A 24195-nucleotide genomic window follows, 5' to 3' on the forward strand; every position below is an offset into this window, starting at 1 on the left:
AAAACAAAATAATGAATACAACAGACTGGTTAGGTTTTATAGGTGTTTTTTTAATATTATTAGCTTATGTATTAAACGTAACAAATAAATTAACAACCACTAGTGTTTGGTTTATTTTATTGAATTTAATAGGAGCAAGTATTGCTTGTTTAGCTTCTGTATTAATAAAATATATGCCTTTTGTATTATTAGAAGGTATTTGGGCAAGTATTTCTTTGTATTCATTAATAAACCACTTGAGAGCAACAAAGTAGTTATTTGAACACATTTTTTTCAATTTTGAAGTTTATAAAAATAGAGTAGAAGTATTTTACTTTAAATTGAAAGCTAAATACTTCTACCTACTTAATAATTTTAAAGTTTTATTTTAAAATAAATCTGTTTTTAAAATGGCTCCGCTACTAGCATTAGTAACCAAAGCTCTATATTGTTTTAACCAGCTAGATGTTAGTTCTTTTTTTAATGGAACAAACTCTGCTTTTCTTTTTTCAATTTCTTCTTCACTTAAATTAACAGACAAAATGTATTTATCTACATCAATATGAATTTCATCACCATCTTTAAGTAAGCCAATCATACCACCTTCTGCAGCTTCAGGACTTACGTGTCCAATACTAGCTCCTCTTGTAGCGCCACTAAATCTACCATCGGTAATTAATGCAACTTTATCTCCTAATCCCATTCCCATAATTAATGAGGTTGGCGCCAGCATTTCTTGCATTCCAGGTCCTCCTTTAGGCCCTTCGTAACGAATTACAACAACGTTACCAGCTTTAACTTTACCAGCTAAAATACCATCAATAGCTCCTTGTTGTCCATCAAAACACACCGCAGTTCCAGTTAATGCTCTTGCTCCAGTAATTCCAGCCGTTTTTATTACGGCACCTTGTTCAGCCAAGTTTCCGTATAAAATAGCTAAACCACCTACTTCAGAATACGGATTATCTATTGTATGAATAATATTAGTGTCTTTTATAGTAGCATCTTTAATTTTTTCTAATACTGTTTCGCCAGTTATTGTTAGGTTTTCTTTTAAAATGTTATCACCTCTTTTGGTCATTTCTTTCATAACGGCATTTACACCACCAGCTCTATTAATATCTTCCATATGTACGGTAGATAAACTTGGTGAAATTTTAGCAATGTGAGATACGTTTTTAGAAATACTATTAATGTCTTCTAAATTAAAATTAACATTAGCTTCTTTAGCTATAGCTAACATATGCAGTACTGTGTTCGAACTTCCACCCATTGCCATATCTACAGCAAAGGCGTTTCTTACAGCGTTTTCATTTAATATATTTCTAAGTTTAAATTTTTTTGTTTGGGCTTCACTTTTTGCTATTTCACAAATTCTTCTAGCTGCTTGTCTATACAGCTCTTCGCGCTCTTTAGTAAGTGCTAAAATAGTTCCGTTTCCAGGTAAAGCAATACCCATAGCTTCCATTAGCGTATTCATAGAGTTGGCTGTAAACATACCAGAACAACTACCACCACTAGGACAAGCATTACATTCAATATCGTTCAATTCTTCATCAGTAATTTCACCAGCTTCGTGTTTTCCAACAGCTTCAAATGCTGTAGCAAGATCTATTGGAACACCATCTTTTGTATGACCTTTTTTCATAGGACCTCCACTAACAAATATAGTAGGCACATCAACTCTTAGTGCTCCCATAATCATACCCGGTACAATTTTATCACAGTTGGGTATTGCAATCATAGCATCTAACTTATGCGCATTCATAACTGTTTCAATAGAATTTGCAATAATTTCTCTTGAAGGTAATGAGAATAACATTCCATCGTGCCCCATAGCAATACCATCGTCTACACCAATAGTATTAAATTCAAACGGAACACAGCCATTTGCTTTAATTTCTTCTTTTATAATTCTAGATACTCTGTCTAAAAAAAAGTGGCCAGGAATAATTTCTATATAGGAATTTGCAACACCAATAAACGGTTTATCAAAATCTTCATCAACTAACCCTGTAGCTCTAAATAGTGATCTATGCGGTGTTCTTTGATGTCCTTTTTTTACTTCATCACTTCTCATAATATCTTAATTTTCTATATTTTGTATTGTTTTATTGTGTAAATTAAAACGAGTTTATTTATTTAAAATTAGAATTTGGAACTAATTTTTTTTGAAGGTATAAATATATTGTTTTTTGAGTTTTAATTATCTCGATTTACAAAAAAGTATATTTAGTTAAATATTGCTAATTCATATTATTTTTTTTGAAGAGATGTAATTGTTTACCTTTACCATTAAATTCAAACAATATAATATTCGAGGTTATGAAAAATGTTATTTATATAGTAGCAATTGTTCTTTTTACATTGGTTTCTTGTGAAACTAAATTAGAAAAAGAATCTGTAATGCTGGTTGAAGCTCCAACAGCAAAAAAAATACCAGAAAAGTTAACTGTTCACAATGATACTAGAGTAGATGATTACTTTTGGATGCGATTAACTGATGCTCAAAAAAATGCTGAAAAGCCAGATGCTCAAACAAAAGATGTTTTAGATTATTTAAATGCTGAAAATAGTTATTTAAATAGTGTAATGGAACATACTGAAGATTTACAAGGTAAACTTTATAACGAAATGGTGGAGAGAATTAAAAAAGACGATGAATCTGTACCAGTTAATGATAATGGTTATTCTTATTATGTGCGATTTAAAGAAGGTGGAGATTACGCTTTATATTGTAGAAAAGAATTAAAAGAAAACGCTAAAGAAGAAATAATGCTAAATGGACCAGAAATGGCAAAAGGATTTGCTTATTATGGTTTTGGAAGTCGTTCTGTAAGCCCTAATAACAATATTTTGGCATATGGTTTAGACACCGTTTCTAGACGTAGATACACTATTTATTTTAAAGATTTAAAAACAGGTAAGTTATTAGCTGATAAGTTAGACAATACTACTGGTAGAGCAACTTGGGCAAACGATAATAAAACGGTTTTTTATACTACAAAAGATAAAGAAACATTACGTTCAAACAAAATATACAAGCATATTATAGGTACAAGCCAAAAAGATGATGTATTAATTTTTGATGAAAAAGATGCAACATTTAGTTGTGGAGTTTTTAAAACAAAATCTAATAATTACTTATTAATTTATAGTACGCAAACAATATCTTCAGAATATAGATTTTTAGATGCTAATAAACCAAATGGAGAATTTAAGGTAATTCAACCAAGAGAAAAAAACCTAATTTATTCAGTAGATCATTATAAAAACGATTTTTATATAAGAACCAATTTAAATGCTAAAAACTTTAAATTAGTTAAAACTCCAATTAAAGCTACCAATAAAAAGTACTGGAAAGATGTTGTAGCTCATAGAGATGATGTTTTATTTGAAGGTGTAGATTTATTTAAAGATTTTTATGTAGTTACTGAACGAATAAAAGGCTTAAAAAATATTAGAATTGTAAATTGGAAAGGTGGAGAACAAAATTTAGAGTTTAATGATCCAGCTTATTTGGCAAATACAACTTCAAATATAGATTTTAATACTAATATTTTACGTTACTCATATACTTCATTAACTACACCTAATAGTATTTATGAGTACAATGTAAAAACAAAAGAGCGTGTGTTATTAAAACAAGATGAAGTTTTAGGAGGTAAATTTTCAAAAGATAATTACACTTCAGAGCGTTTATTTGCAACTGCAGCAGATGGAACCAAGGTGCCAGTTTCTTTAGTGTACAAAAAAGGTTTAGAAAAAAGTAATAAAACGCCATTGTTATTATACTCTTACGGATCTTACGGAAGCAGTTCTGAACCAAAGTTTAGTAGTACCAGACTTAGTTTGCTAGATAGAGGTTTTGTGTATGCAATTGCTCATATACGTGGAGGTCAAGAAATGGGAAGAGATTGGTATGAGAATGGAAAACTATTAAACAAGAAAAATACATTTACAGATTTTATTGATGTAGCTCATTTTTTAATTGATAAAGGTTATACTAGTAGCGAACATTTATATGCTTTAGGTGGAAGTGCTGGAGGTTTACTAATGGGTGCAATAGTAAATATGGAACCAAAACTTTGGAATGGAGTAGTGGCTGCAGTTCCTTTTGTAGATGTTGTTTCTACAATGTTAGATGAAAGCATTCCATTAACAACTTTTGAATTTGATGAATGGGGAAATCCTAAAAACAAAGAATATTACGATTATATGAAGTCGTACTCTCCTTATGACAATGTTGAAGAAAAAGAATATCCTAATATTTTAGTAACAACAGGTTATTGGGATAGCCAAGTACAATATTGGGAGCCTGCTAAATGGGTTGCAAAATTAAGAGCCAATAAAACCGATCAGAACTTATTAGTTATGGATTGTAATATGAAAACCGGACACGGAGGTGCTTCTGGACGTTTTGAGCGTTACAAACGTACTGCGTTATACTTTTCGTTTTTATTGGATTTAGAAAATATTAAAGAATAATTCAAATAATTTTTAAAGTTAAAACGTGTAGTTATGTTATAATTACACGTTTTTTTTTACCTAAAACTTTAATATATTTGATAAGCTTTTATGAAAGACATTATTAAGAAATATACATTTAAAGAAGAATTAGAGCTTGAATTTGAAATTTTAGATTTAGCCAAATTGTTTAAGTCTAAAAAAGAAATGATGACAAAGCCTCATAGAGCACAATTTTATCATATTCTTATTATTGAAAAAGGAAAAGGAACTCATTTAGTAGATTTTAATCCTATTAAAATTGAAAATAATACTATTATTTGCGTACCACATAATAGTGTTAATAAGTTCGATATTAACGGTGTTTACAAAGGAAAAGCTATTCTTTTTACCAAAAGTTTTTTCTGCAGAAATAAGTACGATACACAGTTTTTACATTTAAGTAGGCTTTTTAGCGATTTATATTCAGTTACTAAGTTAGAATTTAATCCAAAAATATCGAATTTAAGTATACTTATAAACGCTATGGAAACTGAATATCTGAGAGAGTCAGATAATGCTAAATTTCATATTTTATATAATATGTTGCATATTTTTTTATTGCAAACAGAGCGTGAAATGCGTAAACAAGGGTATGTAGAATTGAAGCCAAGTGCTAACTTAGATTACCTTGTTATGTTTAAAAATGTGTTGGAAAAGAACTATAAAACAGAAAAGTCAGTAAGTGCATATGCTTCAAAACTAAGTATTTCAACAAAACAATTAAATAAAGCAACTACTACTTTATTAGATAAAACCCCCAAGCAAATTATTGATGAACGTATTGTATTAGAGGCAAAACGCTTATTATCTCACAGTAGCCAAAGTATTAAAGAAATTGCTTATAAACTTAACTATGAAGAGCCTACAAACTTTATCAAATACTTTAAAAAACATACAAATTCTACACCTTCAGAATTTAAAGAAAACATTAAAAAGTAAAATTCTGTTTGGACTAAAAGTATCACTTTAAGTACTAAAATCACCTTTTTTTTAGTTGATGATTGCCACATCTTTGCACTGTTATAATTAAAACTAACAAACAATGAGAAAATTATCAATATTAATTTTACTAGCAGTAGCATTTATTGCTTGTAATGATAAAAGTAAAAAAGAAGATTTAAAAACTAAAAAAGTAGAAAAAATGGAAATATCTAATAAAGATAAAGTAGTAGCATTATTAAAAAGTATAGAAACTGGCGCTCAAGAACCAGCAGGTTATATTAACTCAAATAAATATATACAACACAACCAAGGTGTAGCTGATGGTTTAGCAGGTTTTGGAGCTATATTAGGAACATTAGCTGAGGTTGCAAAAACGAATCCGGCAATGGCTCCAAAAGTAAATACAGTTCGTGCATTTGAAGATGGAGATTTTGTAATAGCTCATACAGAGTACAACTTTTTTGGACCTAAAGTAGGTTTTGATATTTTTCGTTTTGAAAATGGATTAATTGTTGAACATTGGGATAATTTACAAGAAATTGCAGTGAAAACAGCTTCTGGTAGAACTCAAACTGATGGACCAACAGAACTAACTGATTTAGATAAAACGGAAGAAAATAAAACATTAGTAAAAAACTTGTTAAATGATGTGTTTATGGGAGCAAACCCAAATAAGATAACAGATTATATTTCAACTGAAAAATACGACCAGCATAATCCAGGAGTAAAAGATGGTTTAGCAGGTTTAGGTGAAGCTTTAGGAGCTTTAGCTGAAGCTGGAATGCCAATGGTTTTTGAAAAAAATCATATAGTTTTAGGGCAAGGTAACTTTGTACTTAGTGTTTCTGAAGGAATTTTTATGAAAGAAAAGGTTTCTTTTTATGACTTATTTAGAGTAGAAAATGGAAAAGTTGTTGAACATTGGGATACTGTAGAAAATTTAATTCCAGCATCTGAAGCAAAAAACACCAACGGAAAATTCAATTTTTAATATTGATTTGATTTTATGTAGAAACAGCCTTTCATTTATATATGAAAGGCTGTTTTATTTTTAACGTCTTCTTTGTCCAGAAAATTGCATTGCTTCTCCTTTTCCAAAGCCATAACTTATTCCAAAGGTTATAAAACGTCCACGAGTTCTGCTATTAAATAAGTAAAAATCGGGTTGAATAGTTTCGCTTTCATAAATTCTAGAAGCAAAAACATCTCTAACGCTTATATTAAGTATTGTTTTTCCTTTCAGAATTTTTTTTCTCAAGCCAAAATCGGCAAAAAGATTACTAGAAACTTTTTGTTGAACTGTTTTATATTTAGATCTAAAATCTCCAGAAATTTCGATATCAAATTCTGCAGGAAGTTTAATTTTTGATGTTAAACGTGTAGACCAACGGTTTCCTTTAAAGTCGAAAGAAGTATTGTTGTAAAAACCTTCTCTATTAAAATAATTGATATTAAAATCACCATTTATAGATAGCCAACTTAATGGAGCTATTTTACCATTTATTTCGAAACCAGTAGTAGTATTAGAACCAATATTTTCTGGCCTGGAAATACTAACATTGTTTTCAAAAACAGAAACTCGTTCCATAACATCGGTAGTATGTCTGTTATACAAACTAAAATTAAGAGAAGTTTTTCCAATTTTATGAATACTTGTAATCTCGTATGAGTCTGTGTACTCAGGTTGTAAATCTGGATTTCCTGTTGAAATACTAAAATTATTTCTAATACTAGAAAATGGATTCAGAGATCTTAACCTTGGTCTGTTAATTCTTTTTGAATAGCCAACTTGTAACGAAAAATTATCATTAACCGTATATGATGTATGCGCACTAGGGAAAAAGTTAGTGTAATCATCAGAGCTTTCTTCATTAGTAGTTTTTAAAACAGTACTTAAGCTTGTGTTTTCCATTCTTAAACCTACTTTTAATCCCCATTTATCACCTTCAAAAGCTGCAGTAGTGTAAATACCTAAAACTTTTTGTTCATAATTAAAAATATTAGATAAATCGGCATCATTTATCCATTCGCCATTTGTTAAATTATCAACAGCAAAATCATTAGTTACATTGTTAATTACATATTGCGAACCAGATTCTAGCGTATATTTTTTTAGAAAAGGATGCGTATAATCCAATTTAAACGTATAATCTTCTAATTTATAGTCTGTTCTAGTTTTTTGTTCAAGATTATCAACATCTCCAATAATAGGTGTGTTTTCATAATCAGAAAATTGATCTTTTCTAAAAGAACTACCTAATGCACTAAATAATAAACTTTGCTCTTTATGCCTTTTGAAGTTTTTCTTGTACTGTAATTCATAACGAAGTTTAGGATTTGTAGCTTCGGTTTTTTCGCTACGTAACCAATTATCGGTTAATTTATTAGATGCATTAAATCTATTATATGTAGTTAAATTGTCTTGATCTTCAACTTCGTAAGCATATGAACCCGAAAGTGTAACAACATTTAAATCGTTTATGTGATAATCTGTTCCTAACAGTATATTATTAAATTTTTCATTAAAATTACCATCACCAATACTAGTAACACTAATATCATTTACCAAATCATTATTTACACTTTCACTTTCTGAAGGATATGTGCGCAGCCCAATACCAATCTGGCTAAATAAATTAAACTTTTCAGTACGTTTATTTAAACTTAAACCAAAACTATTACTATTTGGTACACCAAGATTTAAGGTTGCAGAACCATTTAAGCCTTTCTTTTCAGATTTTTTAATAACAATATTAATAATACCAGCTGTTCCTTCGGCATCATATTTAGCAGAAGGGTTTGTAATTACTTCAATTTTTTCAATCATATCTGCAGTAATACTACCAAGAGCATTACTATCTCCATTTGTTAAAACTGAAGGTTTTCCATTAATTAATATTTGAACTCCAGAATTACCTCTTAAACTTACCTGACCTTCAATATCTACATTTACAGATGGAACATTGTTTAAAACTTCCAAAGCTCCAGCTCCAGTTGAACTTAAATCTTTACCAACATTAAATACACGTCTATCTAATTTAAATTCGGTTTGTGATTTTTCTGAACGAATTAAAACCTCATCTAAACTTTGAGAATTTTCTTCTAAAACAATGGTTTTTAAATCAATTTTTTGATTTTTTACAGTGTAAGAAGTTACTTTTTTAGTTTTAAATCCAATAAAACTAATTTCAATATAAATATTTGAATCTGTAGAATTTATGGAGAAATAACCATTAGCATCGGTAACAGAACCAGCAATAGCCTTTTTAGAATTTTTATTAAAAATGGCTACTGTAGCAAACTCAATTGGGTTATTGTTAACACTTTCTATTATAGTTCCTGTAATTTTAATTGATGAGTTTTGTGCAGGTATTACAAAAATATTTAGAAAAGTAATAAGTATAAAACTGTAGTATTTTAATTTCACAAATAGTTGAATTAGTTAGTAGTTGCGAATATAACTAAATTCAAATAACTAGATTAGTAACAATATATACGTAAAAAAGTCTTTAGAATATATTTAAAGACTTTTTCAGTTGTTTAATAATATCTGTTTTTTTGATAATTAGTATTATCAATTTGTTACTCTTAATAACTTATTAATCAACACTTAAATATACAAATTATTTTTTAAAATTCAAAATTTCAATTATTTAATTATTCTTTTGTTTCTATAAACTCGCCTTTTTCATAAGCAGCTGTAATTCCCCATTCTGTAATTGCTTGTACTACAGGAACTACGGTTCTACCAAAATCAGTTAAAGAATATTCAACTTTTAAAGGTGGTTTTTTAGTGTACACTTTTCTAGATACTAAGCCATCTTTCTCTAATTGTTTTAATTGAAGACTCAAAGTACGTTCTGTGACCGAAGGTAATTCCTTTCTTAGTTCATTATATCTTTTAGTTCTATCAATTAAATGCATTAATATCACACTTTTCCATTTTCCACCAATTAATTCCATAGCAGCACTAGTAGGACAAGGGAATATTTTATCATTCAATTTTATTAATGTTTTTTTTTCAAAAAGCTCTTTTCTATCCATAATCTTACTATTTAATAATGCAAAGTTATATAACTATATTATATTTTGCAACTATAAAAAATATAGTGTAAATAATAAATTGTAATAAACTGTATAATAGTGTTTTGTAAATTTTTATTTATACTATCATGTTTGACCGTTATTGTGAGATTTTGAAACTATACATACTTTTGTCACTATAAAAATGATAGTATATTTAAAATTAATAATATGAAAGCAATAGTATTAAAAAAAGCAGGTGGAGTTGACAATTTAAAACTACAAGAAATTGAAAAACCAACTACTAAGGAAACAGAAGTATTAATTGAAGTAAAAGCAATTAGTATTAACCCAGCTGATGCAAAAGTAAAATATGCTGAAGAAGGTTTAAAAATGTTACTAGGTAAAACCGATGATGTTATTTTAGGTTGGGATGTTTCAGGAACAGTTGTTTCGGTTGGAGAAAAAGTTTCAAAATTTAAAATTGGAGATAATGTATTTGGAATGGTAAACTTTCCTGGAGTAGGAAATGCTTATGCAGAATTTGTTGCTTCACCAGAAAGTCATTTAGCTTTAATTCCTACTAATATTTCATTTGAAGAAGCTGCGGCAACTACTTTAGCTGCACTTACAGCTTTACAAATTTTACAAGAAAAAGTAAAAAAAGATGATAAAGTATTGGTACAAGCCGGTTCTGGAGGAGTTGGACATTTTGCAATTCAAATAGCCAAAGATATGGGAGCTTATGTAATTACTACAAGTTCGGCTAAAAATAAAGATTTTGTCTTGTCTATTGGTGCAAATGAACATATAGATTATAGAACACAAGCATTTGATGAAGTTTTATCAGATTTAGATTTTGTATTTGATACTCAAGGTGGTGAAATATTAGAAAAAGCATTAAAGGTTGTAAAACCAAATGGTACTATTATTACAACAGCAGCTATGCAAATTGAGGAAGATTTACAAGCAAAAGCAGATGCCTTAAAAGTGAATGTTTTTTCAATGTTAGTTCAATCTAACAGTAAGGATATGAATACGTTAAAAGAAATGTTAGAAAATGAAACCATAAAACCAACTATTTATAAAACGTTCCCTTTTGAAGCAATGGCAGAAGCTCATACCGAAGTTGAAAAAGGTAGAACCGTAGGTAAAGTTGTTGTAACACTATAAATCACTGAAAAAAAATGAAAAATTTAACACTACTATTTATAACAGCAATAATGATTGCAAGTTGTACAAAAGAGGACAAAACAATTACTCAATTAGTAAAGTTTACGGTAAAACCAGAATTTAATATACAATTTAAAAAAGCAGCGATACGCGGTTTAAACCTTTCTTTAAAAGAAGAAGGAAATATTGCTATGAAATTGTACTTAGATGATAACAATCCAAATGTGTTGTACGTATATTCTATTTGGAAAAACAAAGATGCACATACTATTCACGGTGAAAAATCATATACAAAAGAATTGCAAGCAATTGCAAAAAAATCTCTTGCTTTTAAACCCGAAATAATGCTTTTAAACAAAGCAAAACCTTATCCTATAGCTTCAAAAAAAATAAATATTGAAGATAAAGAAGAAACGTTATTCTTCATTTTTAAGGTGAAAGAAGGTAATAGAGAACGTGTTTTAAAACAGTTTGAAAAACATATTGCGCATACTCGAAAAGAACAAGGAAACCTATTTTTCGATTTATATACTGTTGAAGGTGATGAAAATACGTTTGTAGTTTACGAAAACTGGAGAAATGCATCTGCAATTTGGAATATTCATATGAAACAACCTTATGCTGAAGAAACTGGAGCATTATTAAACAAAGTAATTATTGGAAAATTAGAAGCAGGAATGAATTTTGTTTCAGAATTAAATGATGAAGTTTTAAATACAACGTACGCATTAGAAAAACAATGGGAAGTTTCAGGTTTTTCAATGCCAGAATCTGTTTTTGCAGCTTCAAATCACATGTGGTTGTATGTATCAAATGTAAACCCACAAAATGGAGCTTTTTTAGACTCCCCGTCATTTTGACGGGGAGTTTTTATTTCCAAAAGCCTGAAGGGCTTATGTTTGCTAAGGATAAGGGCAAACAGTTCATTCAAAAAAGCGGTTCGATACTTATTTTTTAAAAAAATGAGTTTTTCAGGAAATATCGAACCAACAATCTTCTTTTTAATGTTTGCAGGTGAGCTTTTATAGAGCTTATCGATACCGTGTAAAAAGGAGATGCCTAGTTTTAAATATTTGTCTATGTTTTTATCTATAGAGTTAAGTGATTCAGATTCAGCTTGTAAGTCGTTTATTTTTAGTTGAGTTTTACCCTTCATTGCATTAAACGTATTAGCATCAATGAGGTCGTCAAAAAATTTATTTTCAATAGATTCCATTCGAGTTCTAAGATTGGTAATTTCCTTTTTAATTTGGCGAAGCCTTAATTTCCTGTCTTTTTGCTCTCCTAGAAAAGTTTCGTTAAGAATTTGTTTGTATAGAATTAACGCATCTTCTTTGACAACAAATTCTTTTAACAAATTTTCAAAAATAGCATTGGCATCTTCAGCTCTAAAACGTTCTTTGCATTTAGGTTGGCAGTGATAATAGAAATGACGAACACCATTTCTACCCCTAGAAGCACTTCCTGTTAATGCTCTTCCACACTTAGCACATTGTAAAAAACCTCTCAGTGGTAAATACTCATCAATTTCAGAAAACTTGTGAATAGGCTTTTTAACCTTATCCGCAAAGACACGCTGAACAGTATTGAATGTTTTATCATCTATTATTGAAGGGTGAAGCCCCTGTACGATTACTGCATCTTCTTTTTTCCATTCTTTGATGGCTATTTTACCGCAGTAAACAGGGTTCTTTAGAAGGTTCAGCATACTCTGTTTGGTAAATTTCAATCCGCGATGGTAATATTTTTTACGAATTTCTTCGGAAGATAAAACGCCTTTAGCATAATCAGTAAAAGCACGTCTAATGATGGGTGCTAAGTCACTTTTAATAGCGAGCGTAGACTTCCCTTCTTCATTGCGAACGTTTTTATAACCAAAAGGAGCAATTCCTACAAAGCAACCTTCTTTCATTGCTCGTCTTAAACCTTCTTTGGTGCGAATACTATTTTTATCATTTTCAACCTCAGGAATTACCAAATAGACAGCAAGCATAACTTTTGAATCAGGTTGGGATAAATCTAAGGGTTGTTCAATGGCGTTGACCTCAATTCCTAAGTTTCTAAATTCACGAATTACACGATAGGCTTCTTCCTGGTTTCTACTAAAGCGATCCCATCTAGTAAAGAGTAAAAAATCAATTGACTTTCGATTTGCTTTTACATAAGAGAATAATTCATTGAAAGCAGGTCGGTTAAAATTCTTAGCAGAAAAATCTTCCTTATAATGTCTAAGAATATTGATACCTTTATGCTGACAATATAACTTAAGAACATTTTTTTGATGCGGTAAACTAAAACCTTTATTAGCTTGTTCATCAGTTGAAACTCTAGTATATATTAAGGCGTTTTGCATAAGGACAATAAATAGCGTTCATATTCAATTATAGCAAAAAACAATAATTGAGAACGAGCTTTAGTTAAAGCTTCATTATCAACAAGAGATGTATGTTTTTTGTTTGTTGGCATAATTAATTCAAATATATGCTTTATAAGTAATAAAAACAAATAAAAAAGAACATAATTAACAAAGGTGTGAAGAATAGTTTTATATTTGGATAAATAAAGAGTACAACTATGACAGAACTGCATAAAATATTTTGTGGAAATATAAAGCGTTTAAGAGGTTTAAAAAGTATCTCGCAAGTCGAATTAGCTGATAGGATGCAAATACGACAAACAACGCTTAGCAGACTTGAAAATGGTAAAACAGAGCCAGGAATAGGAACGATGGAGAAAGTGGCATTGGCGTTAGAAGTACCAATATTTGATTTATTTGTAAATCCAAACATTGAAGCATTAGCAATTAACGAAAAGCTATTAAAATTAACTTCACTCAATAGTTATGATCAGAAATTATTGGAAGCTATTATTGATAATTTCTTAGAGAAGCAAAGATTAGAAGAGCAGCTTCAATTAAAAATGAATAAGAGATTAGATGAATTGAAAGAAGTTAGGCATAAGTAAAAACATTTATTTTAATAACCGAATCTTTTTATTAGAAAGTAGGATTTATCTTTTCTTTATATCAGACAATTAGATATTGACTTTGAATTTACACATTCTTAGGTATTACTCCTAAAAACATGTTTTGCTCTGTTCCTGGGAAGTTAGGAATCCATTCAGTGTCACCACCTCTTGAATTATAGTGATATTCAGTAGTTGAAAAAATTATTTGAGCTCTTTTTTTAGTTACAATGGTTTTAAGTTTATTTATAAAAGCTGCAAAATGTTCTGTTTCTATGTCATGTTGCTTTGGAGTGTCAAATATTAAGAACTCGAAGGCAGATAATTCTGAAGATATATAGATGTCAAAAAAAGCAGCTTTAATAGCTAATATAACCCGTAGTAAAGTACTCCCGCTTAATTGAGATAATTTTTCAGTTCCAAATAAAATATTAAAGTCTGAATCAATAGTAATGTTATTTGATATATTTTTTGTGCTTAAAACATCTAGCCACTCTCTCAATTGTTTCTTAAAATCTGTCCTGAACTTTAAATGTTTTAAATCAACAGTAGTATTTCTATCATCTAAAGAAGCGATGGCATTATGCAATTGCTCTCTTTTATCTAAAAATCTGCTATATTTTCGTTCTTCTAACTCTAATCTTTTTACTATTTCTTTTTCTTTTTGGAGGTCAATAATTGACCTGGTTAATTCACTAATTGTATTCACTAGATTCTGAGTTGAGCCTGCAGATTGCTCATCAGATAGGTTAATTTTTAGCTTTCTTATTTCACCTTTGAGCTTATCAAAATTTAAACGAAACTCTTCAAGACGCTCTTCTTGATAAATAAGGTTCCTATCTAAATCTTTAATTTGATCTTTCAGGTATAATAGGTTTTTACCATAAGATTTAGAGCTACTTAAAAAAAGTTGGCAACCTTTATTACTACATATTTCATTAAAGGAGGTAAAGATGCGTTTAGCCTCCTCGTTCAAGGAAAGAGTATTTATTTCAATTTCAATTTCTTCTTTAATTTTACTAAAACCACTAATTCTTTCCTCTAAGTCTTTAATTCTAGAATTGACCTTATTTTTTTCTGATAAATTTTCATTAATTAAAGTTTGAATTGCCGATTTAGAACTATAAGATGTATCTTGATTTGAATTAAGCTCATCTAATCTATCTTTCAATTTTTGAAGGCGATCTTCTATATCTATACTGGAAAGCAAAGACCCTTTTCTTTGAAGCATTAAAGTTTCAATAAATTTCTCTGTGCTTACAATTTCTGAATCAACTGAATTTAGTTCATTTTTGTTTTCTATTAGGTGCTTCTTTTTTTCATAAGAATTTTTTGCGGCTACACCTATAGACATACGAACCATTTCAGCGTATTGATCTTTTATAAAGTTAGACTGAGATTTATACGCACTAGTATAACCAAGATCTTGATCTACGTAAAATAAAGGTAGAAATGTAGATATATATGGGTAAGTAGGCATGTTTTTTACCGATGTGAGAGCAGCTGTTGATAGCCCTAATAAATTTAAAAGGTATAGAGAAAAATCTTTTTCATTATAAAAGCTATTAATATCATTTGTTTCACCATCTATACTCTTTTCAGAAATCTGACACTCAATATTGAAGCTTGAAGATAATTCTCGTTTAAAAACTATAATTTTTTCTTTGTGAGAAGCTTTTAATAAAATGGATTTACAATTTCTTTGAATATCATCACGATATCTTACCGGATATCCCATTGCATATGCTATTGAATGGATTACGGGTGTTTTCCCACATCCATTAGGACCATAAAGCTGAGTTATATCATCTCCAAATGTTAGTAATTCTGATTCCCATCCGTCTACTTCAACAGGCTCTATTTTTAATTCTAGAAGTTTCATGCTATTCCTATTGATATTTGTTTCTCTACTCTAATATTTCTATACTTTCTTTCAATTAACTGTAGGTTATATCCTAAATCAGTATTACCATCTATTGCTTTAGTGATTACTTTTTTCCCCATTTTAGTAATTTTTATTTTTGGATCTTGAACATCAACCATAACCAAACCGGCTGCCTCAAGGAAGGTTAGAGCTTTAACAGTTCTCATTCTTAAATTTGCAGACCAACCCAAATATTGAGAAGAGCCTTTAAATCCTTTAAAAGTTCTTTCAAAACACTCTCCAACCAACTGTCCGAGCTCTTCACTTTTTGGCTTACTTCTATCTTTTGAAAGTAATAAAATAGTCATTGCTAATAAAGGTAAATGAAAAAGAGCTTCATTACTTAATTTATGTGAAATAGAAATATTTGGATTATCAAGCTCAATTGATACCCCTCTTTTTTTGGCTTCATTAAAAAAATCATTATAATTCATTGTGACTCATTTCTTACAATTACAGAAAATACTCCTCCTAACAAAAGCTCTACTGTTAGAGTATTTGAAATTTTCTTAAGTTCATTATTTAAACCTTCTACTTTTTCTTTAATAACAAAAATTGACTGATTATTAATCGACCATTCTTTTGCAATTAAACTTATATTTTCCATTATGAAATTTAAATCAAATTCTGGAATATTGTGTCGTTTTTCTCTATACCAAATATCCCAATTGACTTTGCATTTTGATGCAAACTCAATCATCGTATCACTAGCTCCTCCTTGCTTTAATAATCTTTGAATTATTGAGGCGTTTTTAATTGCTTGACTATCACCTCCTTTGTGTAAATGATTATATGCCCCTTTAGATATGCTAAGAATATCTAACATATCTTCCAGACAAATACCAGCAATTTCATCCAGATCAGATTCCTTACAATTTTCTAAAAGCTTGGAAAATGATTTTTTTTCTACCAATGAAACAAGGTTATTAATTATTTCTTCACTTTCAATTTTTTTCAAATCGATTTCACTGTATTTAAAAATAGTATCTCTAGCTATGGCATAGAAATTTTCATCTGAGGGAAGTAAGTATGATTTATTAGGCTCAAGCTGAAGTTTTTTTATAGCTTTTATAACATTAACATCATCTAGAGGAGATTCCTTTGAGAAAGCAGAATTGAATTTTTCTAGCAATGATGCAAAATGTCTATTTTCATAATCACAATCAATACAGGCTTTCATACATGCTTCTACATCGTCATCAAAATGTATATTTGTAAGAAATACAACCTTACCACAAGAGTTATTAAACTTAACAGTATGTATTAATAGTTTACCAGCGAAGCTATTTTCTATTTTATCAATTGAAGTTTGATTCTTTTTTTTGTATAGACCAAATATTTCATTGACACTCCATTGATGGTTCAGTTTATTTTTTGTTTTTACTTGATAAAAGTTATAAATCTGTTGCCCATTTACATTTAGGCGAGTTACAAAATCATCTTGATAATCACAATAAACTCTATCAAGATCTCCCCCATCTAACAAAGCGAGACATTCATAAGCCGCACCTCTAAATTGTCCTTGATATCTAGCAATAACATCCCTTCCAACAACCTCTCTTGGAACTACTTCATGTAATTTTGGTCTTTCAATAGTGTTTTTATCCTCAGACATATATCCGTAATACAGTACATTAGTTTTATAATTTCAAGTGTTTTAATACTTGTTGGAATTCAAAAAAAACTTGATTGTATAAGTGCAATTTTTTGTCTAAAATAAGAAATAAATTAAATAATGAAACGTGATTTTTCATAAATTATTATGATAGTATCTTTTAAAGATGTAATCTCATCTTGGTTTGATGGACTTTTGATTCAAAAAATAATGTTGCCTTTTCTTTATAATAAACCCTATGTTGATACAGCTGTTTTCACATGAAAAATTTTATCCATCAACTGTCATATTCTCCTTGAAATATATTTAATTCTATTGATTCAAATTAAATTTCTTTATTTTTCCCAATATTAAATCAGATGCTTTTTCAAAGAGATTTTCTTTTTTAATTTCTAGGAGCCATTTGATAAGTGTTTTTTGATTTGAATAATCTTGCATTCCTTTTAAATGTTTAATCTGGAAATCATTGTAAAATCTTGTTTCAAGTATTGAAAATTTCTGATTTATTTTTTCAAGTGTAGAAATTGAAATTAAGCGTGTGATATTTTCTTGTTTAATTACATTTTCATAGATTTCAAGAAAAACGATTGCATTTCTAGAGTCTTCTGCAAACTCAACCAATGATCTCCATATCCAATCCCAAGACATCTGTCTTCCTTTGGTTTTCGTTTTTCTTAAAAATTTTGATACATAAGTTTTTTTAGAAGTTGTCCCTTTAGCTTCACAAACAATATAATTTCCATTTTTAAATGCTATACAGTCAATACCTGTAATTGAAGACCCTAAATCGTTACTATAAATAATTCTCAATTTAGGGTCTTTTTTTAGTTCTCGGAATAATCCAGCAACTCCAGCAAGCTCTTTAGAGTCATATAATTTTTTCCCATCCTTTGTTTCCCATTTTGAATTTGTTGTTTCTTTTGGGATTGGGATAATTAAATCTTCTATACTGTAGATAAAGTCTTGATTATTATTGATTAAAATTTTATTAACATAGGCAACTTTAATTATTTCAAGAAGTAAATTCATGATTTTTTATTTTTAGAGTTAATATATAAAAAAATGCCCTAAGTCCCTTACCATTTGCTTTTAAGACATTTTAATTGCTCACGATATCTCAAGTCGTTATACTTTTAAGACATCGAGGCAAGATTGCGTTTTATCAGATAAACTGTATAAAACGCGATCTTGGCAAGGGAGTTCCCTTTGCATTCCCCTTAAACGATCAACAAAAAAAGAGTGACTAACTAGCCACTCTTTTCATTATAAAATAAGATGATTTTAACGTTCCAATCCCAAATCTTTATTTTTGGATCTTCTATTATGTAATTGTTTTAATTCTTTGAGTCTAGGATTATGTTTTTGAAGAATTTCATTTTCTAAATTAGCAATTCGTTGATTAGAAAATCCGAGCGTTTTAAGACGGTACTTTTTTTGATTGTTGATAATACCAACGACTTGACCATCTCGAAGATACGGTTGTAATCCTTTTTTTTCAATACGCTGGTAAAAATCTTGAGAAGATTTGGCATTGCTAAAAACTTCGGCTAGTTGCAATTGCAATAGTTGTTTTTTACTTCTTTGGCCTCTTAAATTAATTTGATATTCAGCATCTATGAGAAGTGACAGTTCTTTTTTTTTTATCGTGATTCACTTTACTATGAATCAACCCTAAATTCTTTTCTTGCCAATTTTCAAGTGATACTTTGACATTTTTAAAATCATTTCTAGATAGCCGTACTGTTTTGCCAGTTTCAAATTCTACAGCTGAAATTACATTGTGAATATGTAAATGTTCTTTATCAGAATGTAGTGCGGACACCATTAATGAATTTTTACTTCGAATTTTAGCATAGTATCGAGCTAATTTTTTCAAATTTTTAGAATTAAGTTTATCAGTGTCCAGTTTATTAAAGCTAATAATTTCGTGATAGATGCGATTTGCATTTTTACGTTTAATACGTCGCTTTTCATTGTTCTGTTCAAATTGAGTAAACATATTTTCTACACGATTTTCAAGTACATCTAGAGAGCGTTCTAAAATCCCTTCTGATTTTCCTATTAAAGCTTCAAAGGGCCTGTCTCCACGAATGAAGCGTGTCAATACAAAATCATTTGATTGAAGATTGGTTCCAGATATAATATAGCGGAGCACATTTTTCATTCCTCGTTTACTTTTAACTGCTTTGCTTTTTAAAATCATTTTTAAGTTTATTAAATTGTAATTCCAAGGCTTCTAATCGTTCAAACATTGTTATAGAAATCTCTATAGATTCAAGGTCTAACAATTCTTCAACAAGACTGATAAGTTCCATTAATTGTATATGAATTGTATCTAATAGCTCTGTATTAGCAGCTGCAATTGTATGCGTATTTAAAGCAGTAGCTACAGCTTGGTATAAGAATTTAGAGACAGATAGTTTACCTCTCTTTTGGTTAATTAATTGAAGGCTTTGCCTGTCAAAACCAAGTGTAAATTCCTTTCGATCTTCTCTTCGTTGACGGTGATAGTGTCTGAACCAACTTCTCCAATATGCTTTTTTAGCCTGTTTAATTTGTTTATGAGTTGGGTTAGGTGTTTCATATAAAGCTACATCCAAATATTCATGCAATGACTTGTATTTAAAGTCTGAATTTTTCATGAGCGTTCTAATCCTTGATTTTTATCTTGTTGTAAATCTTTCTTTGGAAGCTCATTCAATCTCTTTTTTTGCATCAACTCCTTAAAATGAATTTCATCAAAATGTATGTCACGTTCTATGGATAACCCAAAAGGAAGTTGCACGGTTTCCAGCTCATCGATTGAAAAAGTTCCCCACTCGTCATAAGCAAGCCCTGTAACATATCCGTAACAAATCTTTGTTTCTGGATTGTATTCTGTAGCGTACCATGTACCTGCACCACCTGGGTTGAAAAATTTCGCAATGATAAGTGGATTTTCAATTTCAGATTGATTTCCAATCTGATCAAAGCGATTTGTTAAATGTTGTGTAATTAATTTCATAGTATTTAAATTTAAAGTTTGGATTTATTTGGAGTCTCATCAAGTTTTTTGTAGGGTGTTAGATCAATGTACTGGATGGTGTATTCTATAAGTTCTTCATCTTGTTCATGTACAAGAGCAACCATATCCAATTGTTTGCGAAGTCTAGATTGTTTATAAGCAGGAGTTACTTTTACTTTTAAAGGTTTTTGACTATTAACAAGTACAATAATTTCGTTATCTAATTCACGAATTTCGGGAGCAGTTAATAAGGGCCTATTTTTGATGTGACCTGTTTTCTTATCGGTATATTCATACTGTCCCAATAATTTTTCTAACTCAAAAGCTTTTTTATCTTGTCCTCCGTAATAACATTTCACAAAACAGTTCTGAAGAATATTGTCTTTCAGTTCTTTATAGGGACTCAAAAGGGATTCATCTTGAAGAACAATGCATTGTGGAATCTTAAATTTTCTACTGTTGCTTATCGTTGAACTATAATCTGGTAAGCCATCAATTAAAGATGAAAATTCATCTAATACCATTAAAATATCTAAATCCTCTTTAGTTGGTAATTTTGAAAATGCAAAACGATAAAAACTTTGAAATATCAGTGCGACCATTGGTGCATAGAATTTAGCATCACTCACAGGAGCTTGAATAAACAAACAGTGAGGAGTTTTTCTAAAAGCTTCAAATGAAATAGTAGAAACGGAAGTAATATCTGCCAATGCAGGATTATCACCAAGCCAAGACAGTGCAGATAAAGCTGTAGCCGTAATGGATTTCAAGGTACGCTCAGAATTCCCTGCTAAGGCCTTAAATTTAACCCACACGGCATCCGATGCCTTGGCAGCAAAAAGACGTTCAATAACTTCAGGAGAACCTTGATAGGTTAGAATTAAACGATACACATTACCTAGGTTGGCATAAATGCGTGGTTCTGATTCCAATGCATACTGCATAAACAAGCTCAAACAATCTTCTCCAGAGATAGAAAAGAAATCGTTTTTATCAGTGGCAAAGCCCATCAATGTTTTTGCTATTTTACGAATCCCGCTTACATCACCTTTGAGACCCTCTAAGGGGTTTAAATAAACGCCAGTTTTATGGGTTAGATTCATAACTAGGGCTTCAAAACCCTTAGATTGTAAATGTGGAATACACGATGCTAATTCCCCACTATTATCATTCACAACAATGGAGGACGTTGCATTTAATAGCGTTGGGAAAATTTGAACCTGTGTCTTCCCTTTTCCAGACCCAGCCACAACACAGAGATTTCTACGACTAATCTCTAAATCTAAAAAGCGTTTACCATCGATAGACCAACCTTTATTTCGTTTGGAAATAAGTGAACTAGGTTTTCCAAATTCAGCATTGGTACTGTGGTCTTTTTCTAGAATGTTTTCAATTTCTTCAAAAATTCCTTTAAGGGTATCATTGAATGCGTCAATTATGTGTTTTATCATCATCTCTATTTTTTAGTTCAACATTTTTTCGGTGATCTTGGATATAAATCCAGCAATTGTTTCAATAAGCTTTGCACCTGTATAGATGCAAAGCATTAAGAGTTTCCACAATCCTTGAAGGATGTATTTTAGTGCCGTCAGAAAGATGCGTCCTTTTGTTTTCATCGGTTGAGTTTTTGTTCCATTCCTATACGAATATTTAGACCCGAACCCTTAAACAATTCCTTGTATAGTAGACAAACACAGCTAAAGAGTCTGTTATCTTCTGTAGTTTTTGGATGGTAGATTAAATAGAGGGTGATATCTGATAAATCGTTGGGTAACTCTAATTGTTTTTTGAGTTTTTGAGCTAAATCTTCAGGATTGTTTAAGAGAGAAATTCTATCCTGATTATATACATTTAGAAGTGAACTACATTCATAACCATCACTAAATAACACTAGTATCTTTTTGGATGTATTCAGTTGTTGTAGTTTTTTCAACTGAATAGCCAGTGGTATTAAAATACTTGAACTACGATAAGAATAGCTACGCCTGTTTTCAGATTTAAATAAGGTGTCAATATCTTTATAAAAACGAGCAGTCGTTACTTTTCGTTCTAAGTTATTGTCTAAAAAAGAAGCAGGTTTAAGTTTAGCACTATAGACTGGGTTGAAATCAGTATTTCCAATATGTTGAAATCTAAAATCAATTCCAAAGGTAGGGTCAGTGTCTAAACCACTAAGCGATTTGACCAATAATACATTAGGTTTATCAATGGTTAATGTGTCAGTTCTATCCGCCATTACTGTGATAGAGATAGTCGTTGTTTCGGTAGGTTTACAAGCAAAAAATAGGATCAATACGAGTATATAGCAGAACGATTTCATAGTTTTGGAAATTTTTGGTTAATAGCTTGGTAGTTTAATTTAAGTTTAGGTAAATCTTTGTCTGAATCTCCTGAGAATAATGGGTCACAAGCACCATTTGTTTTGAGGTACAATTCCATTTTGAATTCTTCGAAACATCCTTTGAATTGAGTTACAATCTCATCTTCGGTTTGTTTGCCAAGTAGTAAAATTTGATATTTATCTGTTAACTTATCTCTAAGTTCAGGATGTAATGATGCGCGTTTTTGACACAAAGCTTCACGTTCCAATTCTAAAGATTGAATATCCTTCACATCGTGACGGTATTTCTTATAGGCAAGAATCACTTCTTTGCTCGGTTTGAATGCCCAAATTATCATACAACTAATTGTATATGCAAAGGCATTTATTAGGGTAAATATCCAAGGATTGGCATTGAAAACTTCAGCCATTTCAGGATTGAGCGCAATCATATAATTAATGCGCATGGTCGAGAAAAAATAAAAGACGGTAACAATTGGAATTAGAAACAATAAAAATAGCAGCAGTTGTTTTTTAGGATTGCCTCCTCCATAATCGCGGATTTTATCTGGCGTAAAATGACTGTACCAATAGACACATAAACCAGTAAGAAATGCTATACCAAGACTTGAAATTAAGCCGCCACCTAAAGTAGCAAACACATCAAAATTTGCGATGAGTTCTACCGATGCGATGCCGATTAGCAGTACAATCATCCAATACCATTTTAGAACCATAGCTTTGTACTGCTTTCCTTTGTCATCAAATTTTCCTTTTAGCGGCGTTATCTTGGCATCGACAGCTCCAATTTTACGATCAACATCAACAATGGCATCTTCAGTATCAGAGATATGGGATTGTCCTCTTAGCTTTTGAACATCTCCGCTTAATTTGGAGTTGGTAAAATCCACTAGGTGTTGGTAATCTGCAACTAAAGAACCAACAAAAGTCTGAATCTTAGTCGTTTTTGGAATGGATTTAAAATCCATTGTTGATAATTTTGTGGCAGTTTGTAAATGAGTTTCTCGATTGATGATGTCTTTTGTTTGAATATAATCTGTCAATTCTGTGTCAACTAATCTTGTAAAGTCGATTTGTTTTTGTTTTTTACTTCTCATAATATTTGAAATTAATAGTGAATAGAAAAACACTTCCCGTTGGTGGACGTGTTATCGTTTTGGATTTACGAATCCAATGTGTTCTTAAGCCATTTAAAAGAAGAACTATTTGGAAATAAATTCTTTAGGGAATTATCCGAGATGTTCTTTGCTAGTGTTACTAATCGCTCCTGTTCGTGCAAACACCATACGTGCTGAGACAATCTTAAGGCAGATTCAGCATATTTGAAATAATACTTTGGATTTTTGACGTTTACTCTATGAATTCTGGCAATTTTAAAAACCTTTTTGAAACTCTGATGTGCTTTATAGTAGTTTTCTAAAACCTTACCTGATTTTGCATTTAAATAATGGTGTTTTCCCATTAAATAGACGGCATACATTTGTATGCCAGGGTTTTGATCTTGTAGTTCCAAAGCATTTAAAGTTTTAAAAGCATTTTCTCTTAGAGTATCATCATTGGATTTGATGTTACTGTTTAATTCCTTTAAGAAAGTAAAGTTGATTTTTCCTGAATTTTTCATACATTTATGATTTAAATTACAGGACAAGATTAAGGCTCAAATGACTCGATTTAAAGGAAGCAATTAGGTGTTAACTTGGGAGTTTGGGAATAACTTGGGA

At 30.3% G+C, this 24195-nt stretch carries 23 protein-coding genes; 7 read left to right on the top strand and 16 right to left on the bottom strand.

Translation table 11 applies throughout. The annotated features are described in order from the left end of the window. The first annotated feature begins 11 nt into the window (after positions 1 to 11). On the top strand, positions 12 to 254 hold the full coding sequence (locus BLU40_RS05810) for a CBU_0592 family membrane protein (protein WP_090120992.1): 243 nt from the start codon (positions 12 to 14) through the stop codon (positions 252 to 254). Between the two features lie 113 nt (positions 255 to 367). On the opposite strand, the gene ilvD is transcribed toward BLU40_RS05810, so the two are convergent. Then, positions 368 to 2059: a dihydroxy-acid dehydratase gene (gene ilvD / locus BLU40_RS05815; RefSeq protein ID WP_090120995.1), complete on the bottom strand. Its 1692-nt coding sequence runs from the start codon at positions 2057 to 2059 to the stop codon at positions 368 to 370. A gap of 245 nt (positions 2060 to 2304) precedes the next feature. Here ilvD and BLU40_RS05820 point away from each other — a divergent pair, with 245 nt between their 5' ends. The 3 genes from BLU40_RS05820 (at position 2305) to BLU40_RS05830 (ending at position 6421) form a co-directional block, all read left to right on the top strand. After that, the gene (locus BLU40_RS05820; protein WP_090120998.1) at positions 2305 to 4467 is read left to right on the top strand and encodes a S9 family peptidase; all 2163 of its coding nucleotides are present in this window, start codon (positions 2305 to 2307) and stop codon (positions 4465 to 4467) included. A gap of 90 nt (positions 4468 to 4557) precedes the next feature. Next, positions 4558 to 5427, top strand: a complete 870-nt coding sequence (locus tag BLU40_RS05825) for a helix-turn-helix domain-containing protein (protein WP_090121002.1) — start codon at positions 4558 to 4560, stop codon at positions 5425 to 5427. A 103-nt stretch (positions 5428 to 5530) separates the two neighbouring features. Further along, positions 5531 to 6421 carry a nuclear transport factor 2 family protein gene (locus tag BLU40_RS05830; RefSeq protein WP_090121005.1) on the top strand — a complete coding sequence of 297 codons (891 nt, stop codon included), beginning with the start codon at positions 5531 to 5533 and terminating at the stop codon, positions 6419 to 6421. A gap of 60 nt (positions 6422 to 6481) precedes the next feature. On the opposite strand, the gene BLU40_RS05835 is transcribed toward BLU40_RS05830, so the two are convergent. Further along, positions 6482 to 8857: a TonB-dependent receptor gene (locus BLU40_RS05835; protein ID WP_090121007.1), complete on the bottom strand. Its 2376-nt coding sequence runs from the start codon at positions 8855 to 8857 to the stop codon at positions 6482 to 6484. Positions 8858 to 9087: 230 nt separating this feature from the next. Beyond that, a complete protein-coding gene (locus BLU40_RS05840; protein WP_090121009.1) occupies positions 9088 to 9474 on the bottom strand; it encodes a winged helix-turn-helix transcriptional regulator in 387 nt (128 codons plus the stop codon). A gap of 210 nt (positions 9475 to 9684) precedes the next feature. On the opposite strand from BLU40_RS05840, the gene BLU40_RS05845 reads away from it, so the two are divergent. Together BLU40_RS05845 and BLU40_RS05850 are read left to right on the top strand one after the other, a co-directional pair. Continuing rightward, on the top strand, positions 9685 to 10626 hold the full coding sequence (locus tag BLU40_RS05845; protein ID WP_090121011.1) for an NADP-dependent oxidoreductase: 942 nt from the start codon (positions 9685 to 9687) through the stop codon (positions 10624 to 10626). Between the two features lie 14 nt (positions 10627 to 10640). After that, positions 10641 to 11486 carry a putative quinol monooxygenase gene (locus BLU40_RS05850; RefSeq protein WP_090121015.1) on the top strand — a complete coding sequence of 282 codons (846 nt, stop codon included), beginning with the start codon at positions 10641 to 10643 and terminating at the stop codon, positions 11484 to 11486. Here the strand turns inward: BLU40_RS05850 and BLU40_RS05855 are convergent. Further along, a complete protein-coding gene (locus BLU40_RS05855; protein ID WP_090121019.1) occupies positions 11417 to 12979 on the bottom strand; it encodes a recombinase family protein in 1563 nt (520 codons plus the stop codon). The genes BLU40_RS05850 and BLU40_RS05855 overlap by 70 nt on opposite strands. Before the next feature lie 221 nt (positions 12980 to 13200). Between BLU40_RS05855 and BLU40_RS05860 the strand changes: the two genes are divergently transcribed. Further along, entirely contained in the window at positions 13201 to 13590 is a 390-nt protein-coding gene (locus tag BLU40_RS05860; protein WP_090121023.1) for a helix-turn-helix domain-containing protein, read from the top strand. Positions 13591 to 13678: 88 nt separating this feature from the next. On the opposite strand, the gene BLU40_RS05865 is transcribed toward BLU40_RS05860, so the two are convergent. The 12 genes from BLU40_RS05865 to BLU40_RS05920 all read right to left on the bottom strand — a co-directional run bounded on the left by BLU40_RS05865 (position 13679) and on the right by BLU40_RS05920 (position 24095). Then, positions 13679 to 15472 carry a hypothetical protein gene (locus BLU40_RS05865; RefSeq protein ID WP_090121026.1) on the bottom strand — a complete coding sequence of 598 codons (1794 nt, stop codon included), beginning with the start codon at positions 15470 to 15472 and terminating at the stop codon, positions 13679 to 13681. Then, positions 15469 to 15948 (bottom strand): hypothetical protein, encoded by a 480-nt coding sequence (locus BLU40_RS05870; protein WP_090121030.1) that lies wholly within the window; start codon positions 15946 to 15948, stop codon positions 15469 to 15471. The genes BLU40_RS05865 and BLU40_RS05870 overlap by 4 nt, the downstream gene beginning before the upstream one ends. Then, positions 15945 to 17129: a dsDNA nuclease domain-containing protein gene (locus BLU40_RS05875; protein WP_090121033.1), complete on the bottom strand. Its 1185-nt coding sequence runs from the start codon at positions 17127 to 17129 to the stop codon at positions 15945 to 15947. The genes BLU40_RS05870 and BLU40_RS05875 overlap by 4 nt, the downstream gene beginning before the upstream one ends. Positions 17130 to 17441: 312 nt before the next feature. Beyond that, positions 17442 to 18158, bottom strand: a complete 717-nt coding sequence (locus BLU40_RS05880) for a hypothetical protein (RefSeq protein ID WP_090121038.1) — start codon at positions 18156 to 18158, stop codon at positions 17442 to 17444. A gap of 252 nt (positions 18159 to 18410) precedes the next feature. Then, complete coding sequence (locus BLU40_RS05885) at positions 18411 to 18686, bottom strand: hypothetical protein (protein WP_139170920.1); 276 nt, start codon at positions 18684 to 18686, stop codon at positions 18411 to 18413. Positions 18687 to 18735: 49 nt separating this feature from the next. After that, a complete protein-coding gene (locus tag BLU40_RS05890) occupies positions 18736 to 19332 on the bottom strand; it encodes a relaxase/mobilization nuclease domain-containing protein (RefSeq protein ID WP_090121042.1) in 597 nt (198 codons plus the stop codon). After that, complete coding sequence (locus BLU40_RS05895; protein WP_090121047.1) at positions 19307 to 19771, bottom strand: hypothetical protein; 465 nt, start codon at positions 19769 to 19771, stop codon at positions 19307 to 19309. Before BLU40_RS05895 ends, BLU40_RS05890 begins: the two co-directional genes overlap by 26 nt. Beyond that, positions 19768 to 20133 carry a DUF2958 domain-containing protein gene (locus BLU40_RS05900; RefSeq protein ID WP_090121049.1) on the bottom strand — a complete coding sequence of 122 codons (366 nt, stop codon included), beginning with the start codon at positions 20131 to 20133 and terminating at the stop codon, positions 19768 to 19770. The genes BLU40_RS05895 and BLU40_RS05900 overlap by 4 nt, the downstream gene beginning before the upstream one ends. An 11-nt stretch (positions 20134 to 20144) precedes the next feature. Beyond that, complete coding sequence (locus BLU40_RS05905; protein ID WP_175454750.1) at positions 20145 to 21584, bottom strand: type IV secretory system conjugative DNA transfer family protein; 1440 nt, start codon at positions 21582 to 21584, stop codon at positions 20145 to 20147. Between the two features lie 161 nt (positions 21585 to 21745). Continuing rightward, positions 21746 to 22369 (bottom strand): hypothetical protein, encoded by a 624-nt coding sequence (locus BLU40_RS05910; RefSeq protein ID WP_139170921.1) that lies wholly within the window; start codon positions 22367 to 22369, stop codon positions 21746 to 21748. Positions 22370 to 22449: 80 nt separating this feature from the next. Further along, the gene (locus BLU40_RS05915) at positions 22450 to 23571 is read right to left on the bottom strand and encodes a hypothetical protein (RefSeq protein ID WP_090121055.1); all 1122 of its coding nucleotides are present in this window, start codon (positions 23569 to 23571) and stop codon (positions 22450 to 22452) included. A gap of 65 nt (positions 23572 to 23636) precedes the next feature. Further along, positions 23637 to 24095, bottom strand: a complete 459-nt coding sequence (locus tag BLU40_RS05920; protein ID WP_090121059.1) for a hypothetical protein — start codon at positions 24093 to 24095, stop codon at positions 23637 to 23639. Positions 24096 to 24195: the final 100 nt, after the last annotated feature.

This window comes from Lutibacter oricola (assembly GCF_900106565.1).
GTDB lineage: Bacteria > Bacteroidota > Bacteroidia > Flavobacteriales > Flavobacteriaceae > Lutibacter > Lutibacter oricola.

Coding starts and splice junctions, on each gene's coding strand:
- BLU40_RS05865 (WP_090121026.1), bottom strand. CDS start 15,472: ATGAAACTTCTAGAATTAAAAATAGAGCCTGTTGAAGTAGACGGATGG.
- BLU40_RS05900 (WP_090121049.1), bottom strand. CDS start 20,133: ATGAAATTAATTACACAACATTTAACAAATCGCTTTGATCAGATTGGA.
- BLU40_RS05905 (WP_175454750.1), bottom strand. CDS start 21,584: ATGATAAAACACATAATTGACGCATTCAATGATACCCTTAAAGGAATT.
- BLU40_RS05850 (WP_090121015.1), top strand. CDS start 10,641: ATGAAAAATTTAACACTACTATTTATAACAGCAATAATGATTGCAAGT.
- BLU40_RS05870 (WP_090121030.1), bottom strand. CDS start 15,948: ATGAATTATAATGATTTTTTTAATGAAGCCAAAAAAAGAGGGGTATCA.
- BLU40_RS05825 (WP_090121002.1), top strand. CDS start 4,558: ATGAAAGACATTATTAAGAAATATACATTTAAAGAAGAATTAGAGCTT.
- BLU40_RS05920 (WP_090121059.1), bottom strand. CDS start 24,095: ATGAAAAATTCAGGAAAAATCAACTTTACTTTCTTAAAGGAATTAAAC.
- BLU40_RS05860 (WP_090121023.1), top strand. CDS start 13,201: ATGACAGAACTGCATAAAATATTTTGTGGAAATATAAAGCGTTTAAGA.
- BLU40_RS05890 (WP_090121042.1), bottom strand. CDS start 19,332: ATGATTTTAAAAAGCAAAGCAGTTAAAAGTAAACGAGGAATGAAAAAT.
- BLU40_RS05875 (WP_090121033.1), bottom strand. CDS start 17,129: ATGTCTGAGGATAAAAACACTATTGAAAGACCAAAATTACATGAAGTA.
- BLU40_RS05840 (WP_090121009.1), bottom strand. CDS start 9,474: ATGGATAGAAAAGAGCTTTTTGAAAAAAAAACATTAATAAAATTGAAT.
- BLU40_RS05810 (WP_090120992.1), top strand. CDS start 12: ATGAATACAACAGACTGGTTAGGTTTTATAGGTGTTTTTTTAATATTA.
- BLU40_RS05855 (WP_090121019.1), bottom strand. CDS start 12,979: ATGCAAAACGCCTTAATATATACTAGAGTTTCAACTGATGAACAAGCT.
- BLU40_RS05915 (WP_090121055.1), bottom strand. CDS start 23,571: ATGAGAAGTAAAAAACAAAAACAAATCGACTTTACAAGATTAGTTGAC.
- BLU40_RS05880 (WP_090121038.1), bottom strand. CDS start 18,158: ATGAATTTACTTCTTGAAATAATTAAAGTTGCCTATGTTAATAAAATT.
- BLU40_RS05895 (WP_090121047.1), bottom strand. CDS start 19,771: ATGAAAAATTCAGACTTTAAATACAAGTCATTGCATGAATATTTGGAT.
- BLU40_RS05820 (WP_090120998.1), top strand. CDS start 2,305: ATGAAAAATGTTATTTATATAGTAGCAATTGTTCTTTTTACATTGGTT.
- ilvD (WP_090120995.1), bottom strand. CDS start 2,059: ATGAGAAGTGATGAAGTAAAAAAAGGACATCAAAGAACACCGCATAGA.
- BLU40_RS05910 (WP_139170921.1), bottom strand. CDS start 22,369: ATGGCGGATAGAACTGACACATTAACCATTGATAAACCTAATGTATTA.
- BLU40_RS05830 (WP_090121005.1), top strand. CDS start 5,531: ATGAGAAAATTATCAATATTAATTTTACTAGCAGTAGCATTTATTGCT.
- BLU40_RS05845 (WP_090121011.1), top strand. CDS start 9,685: ATGAAAGCAATAGTATTAAAAAAAGCAGGTGGAGTTGACAATTTAAAA.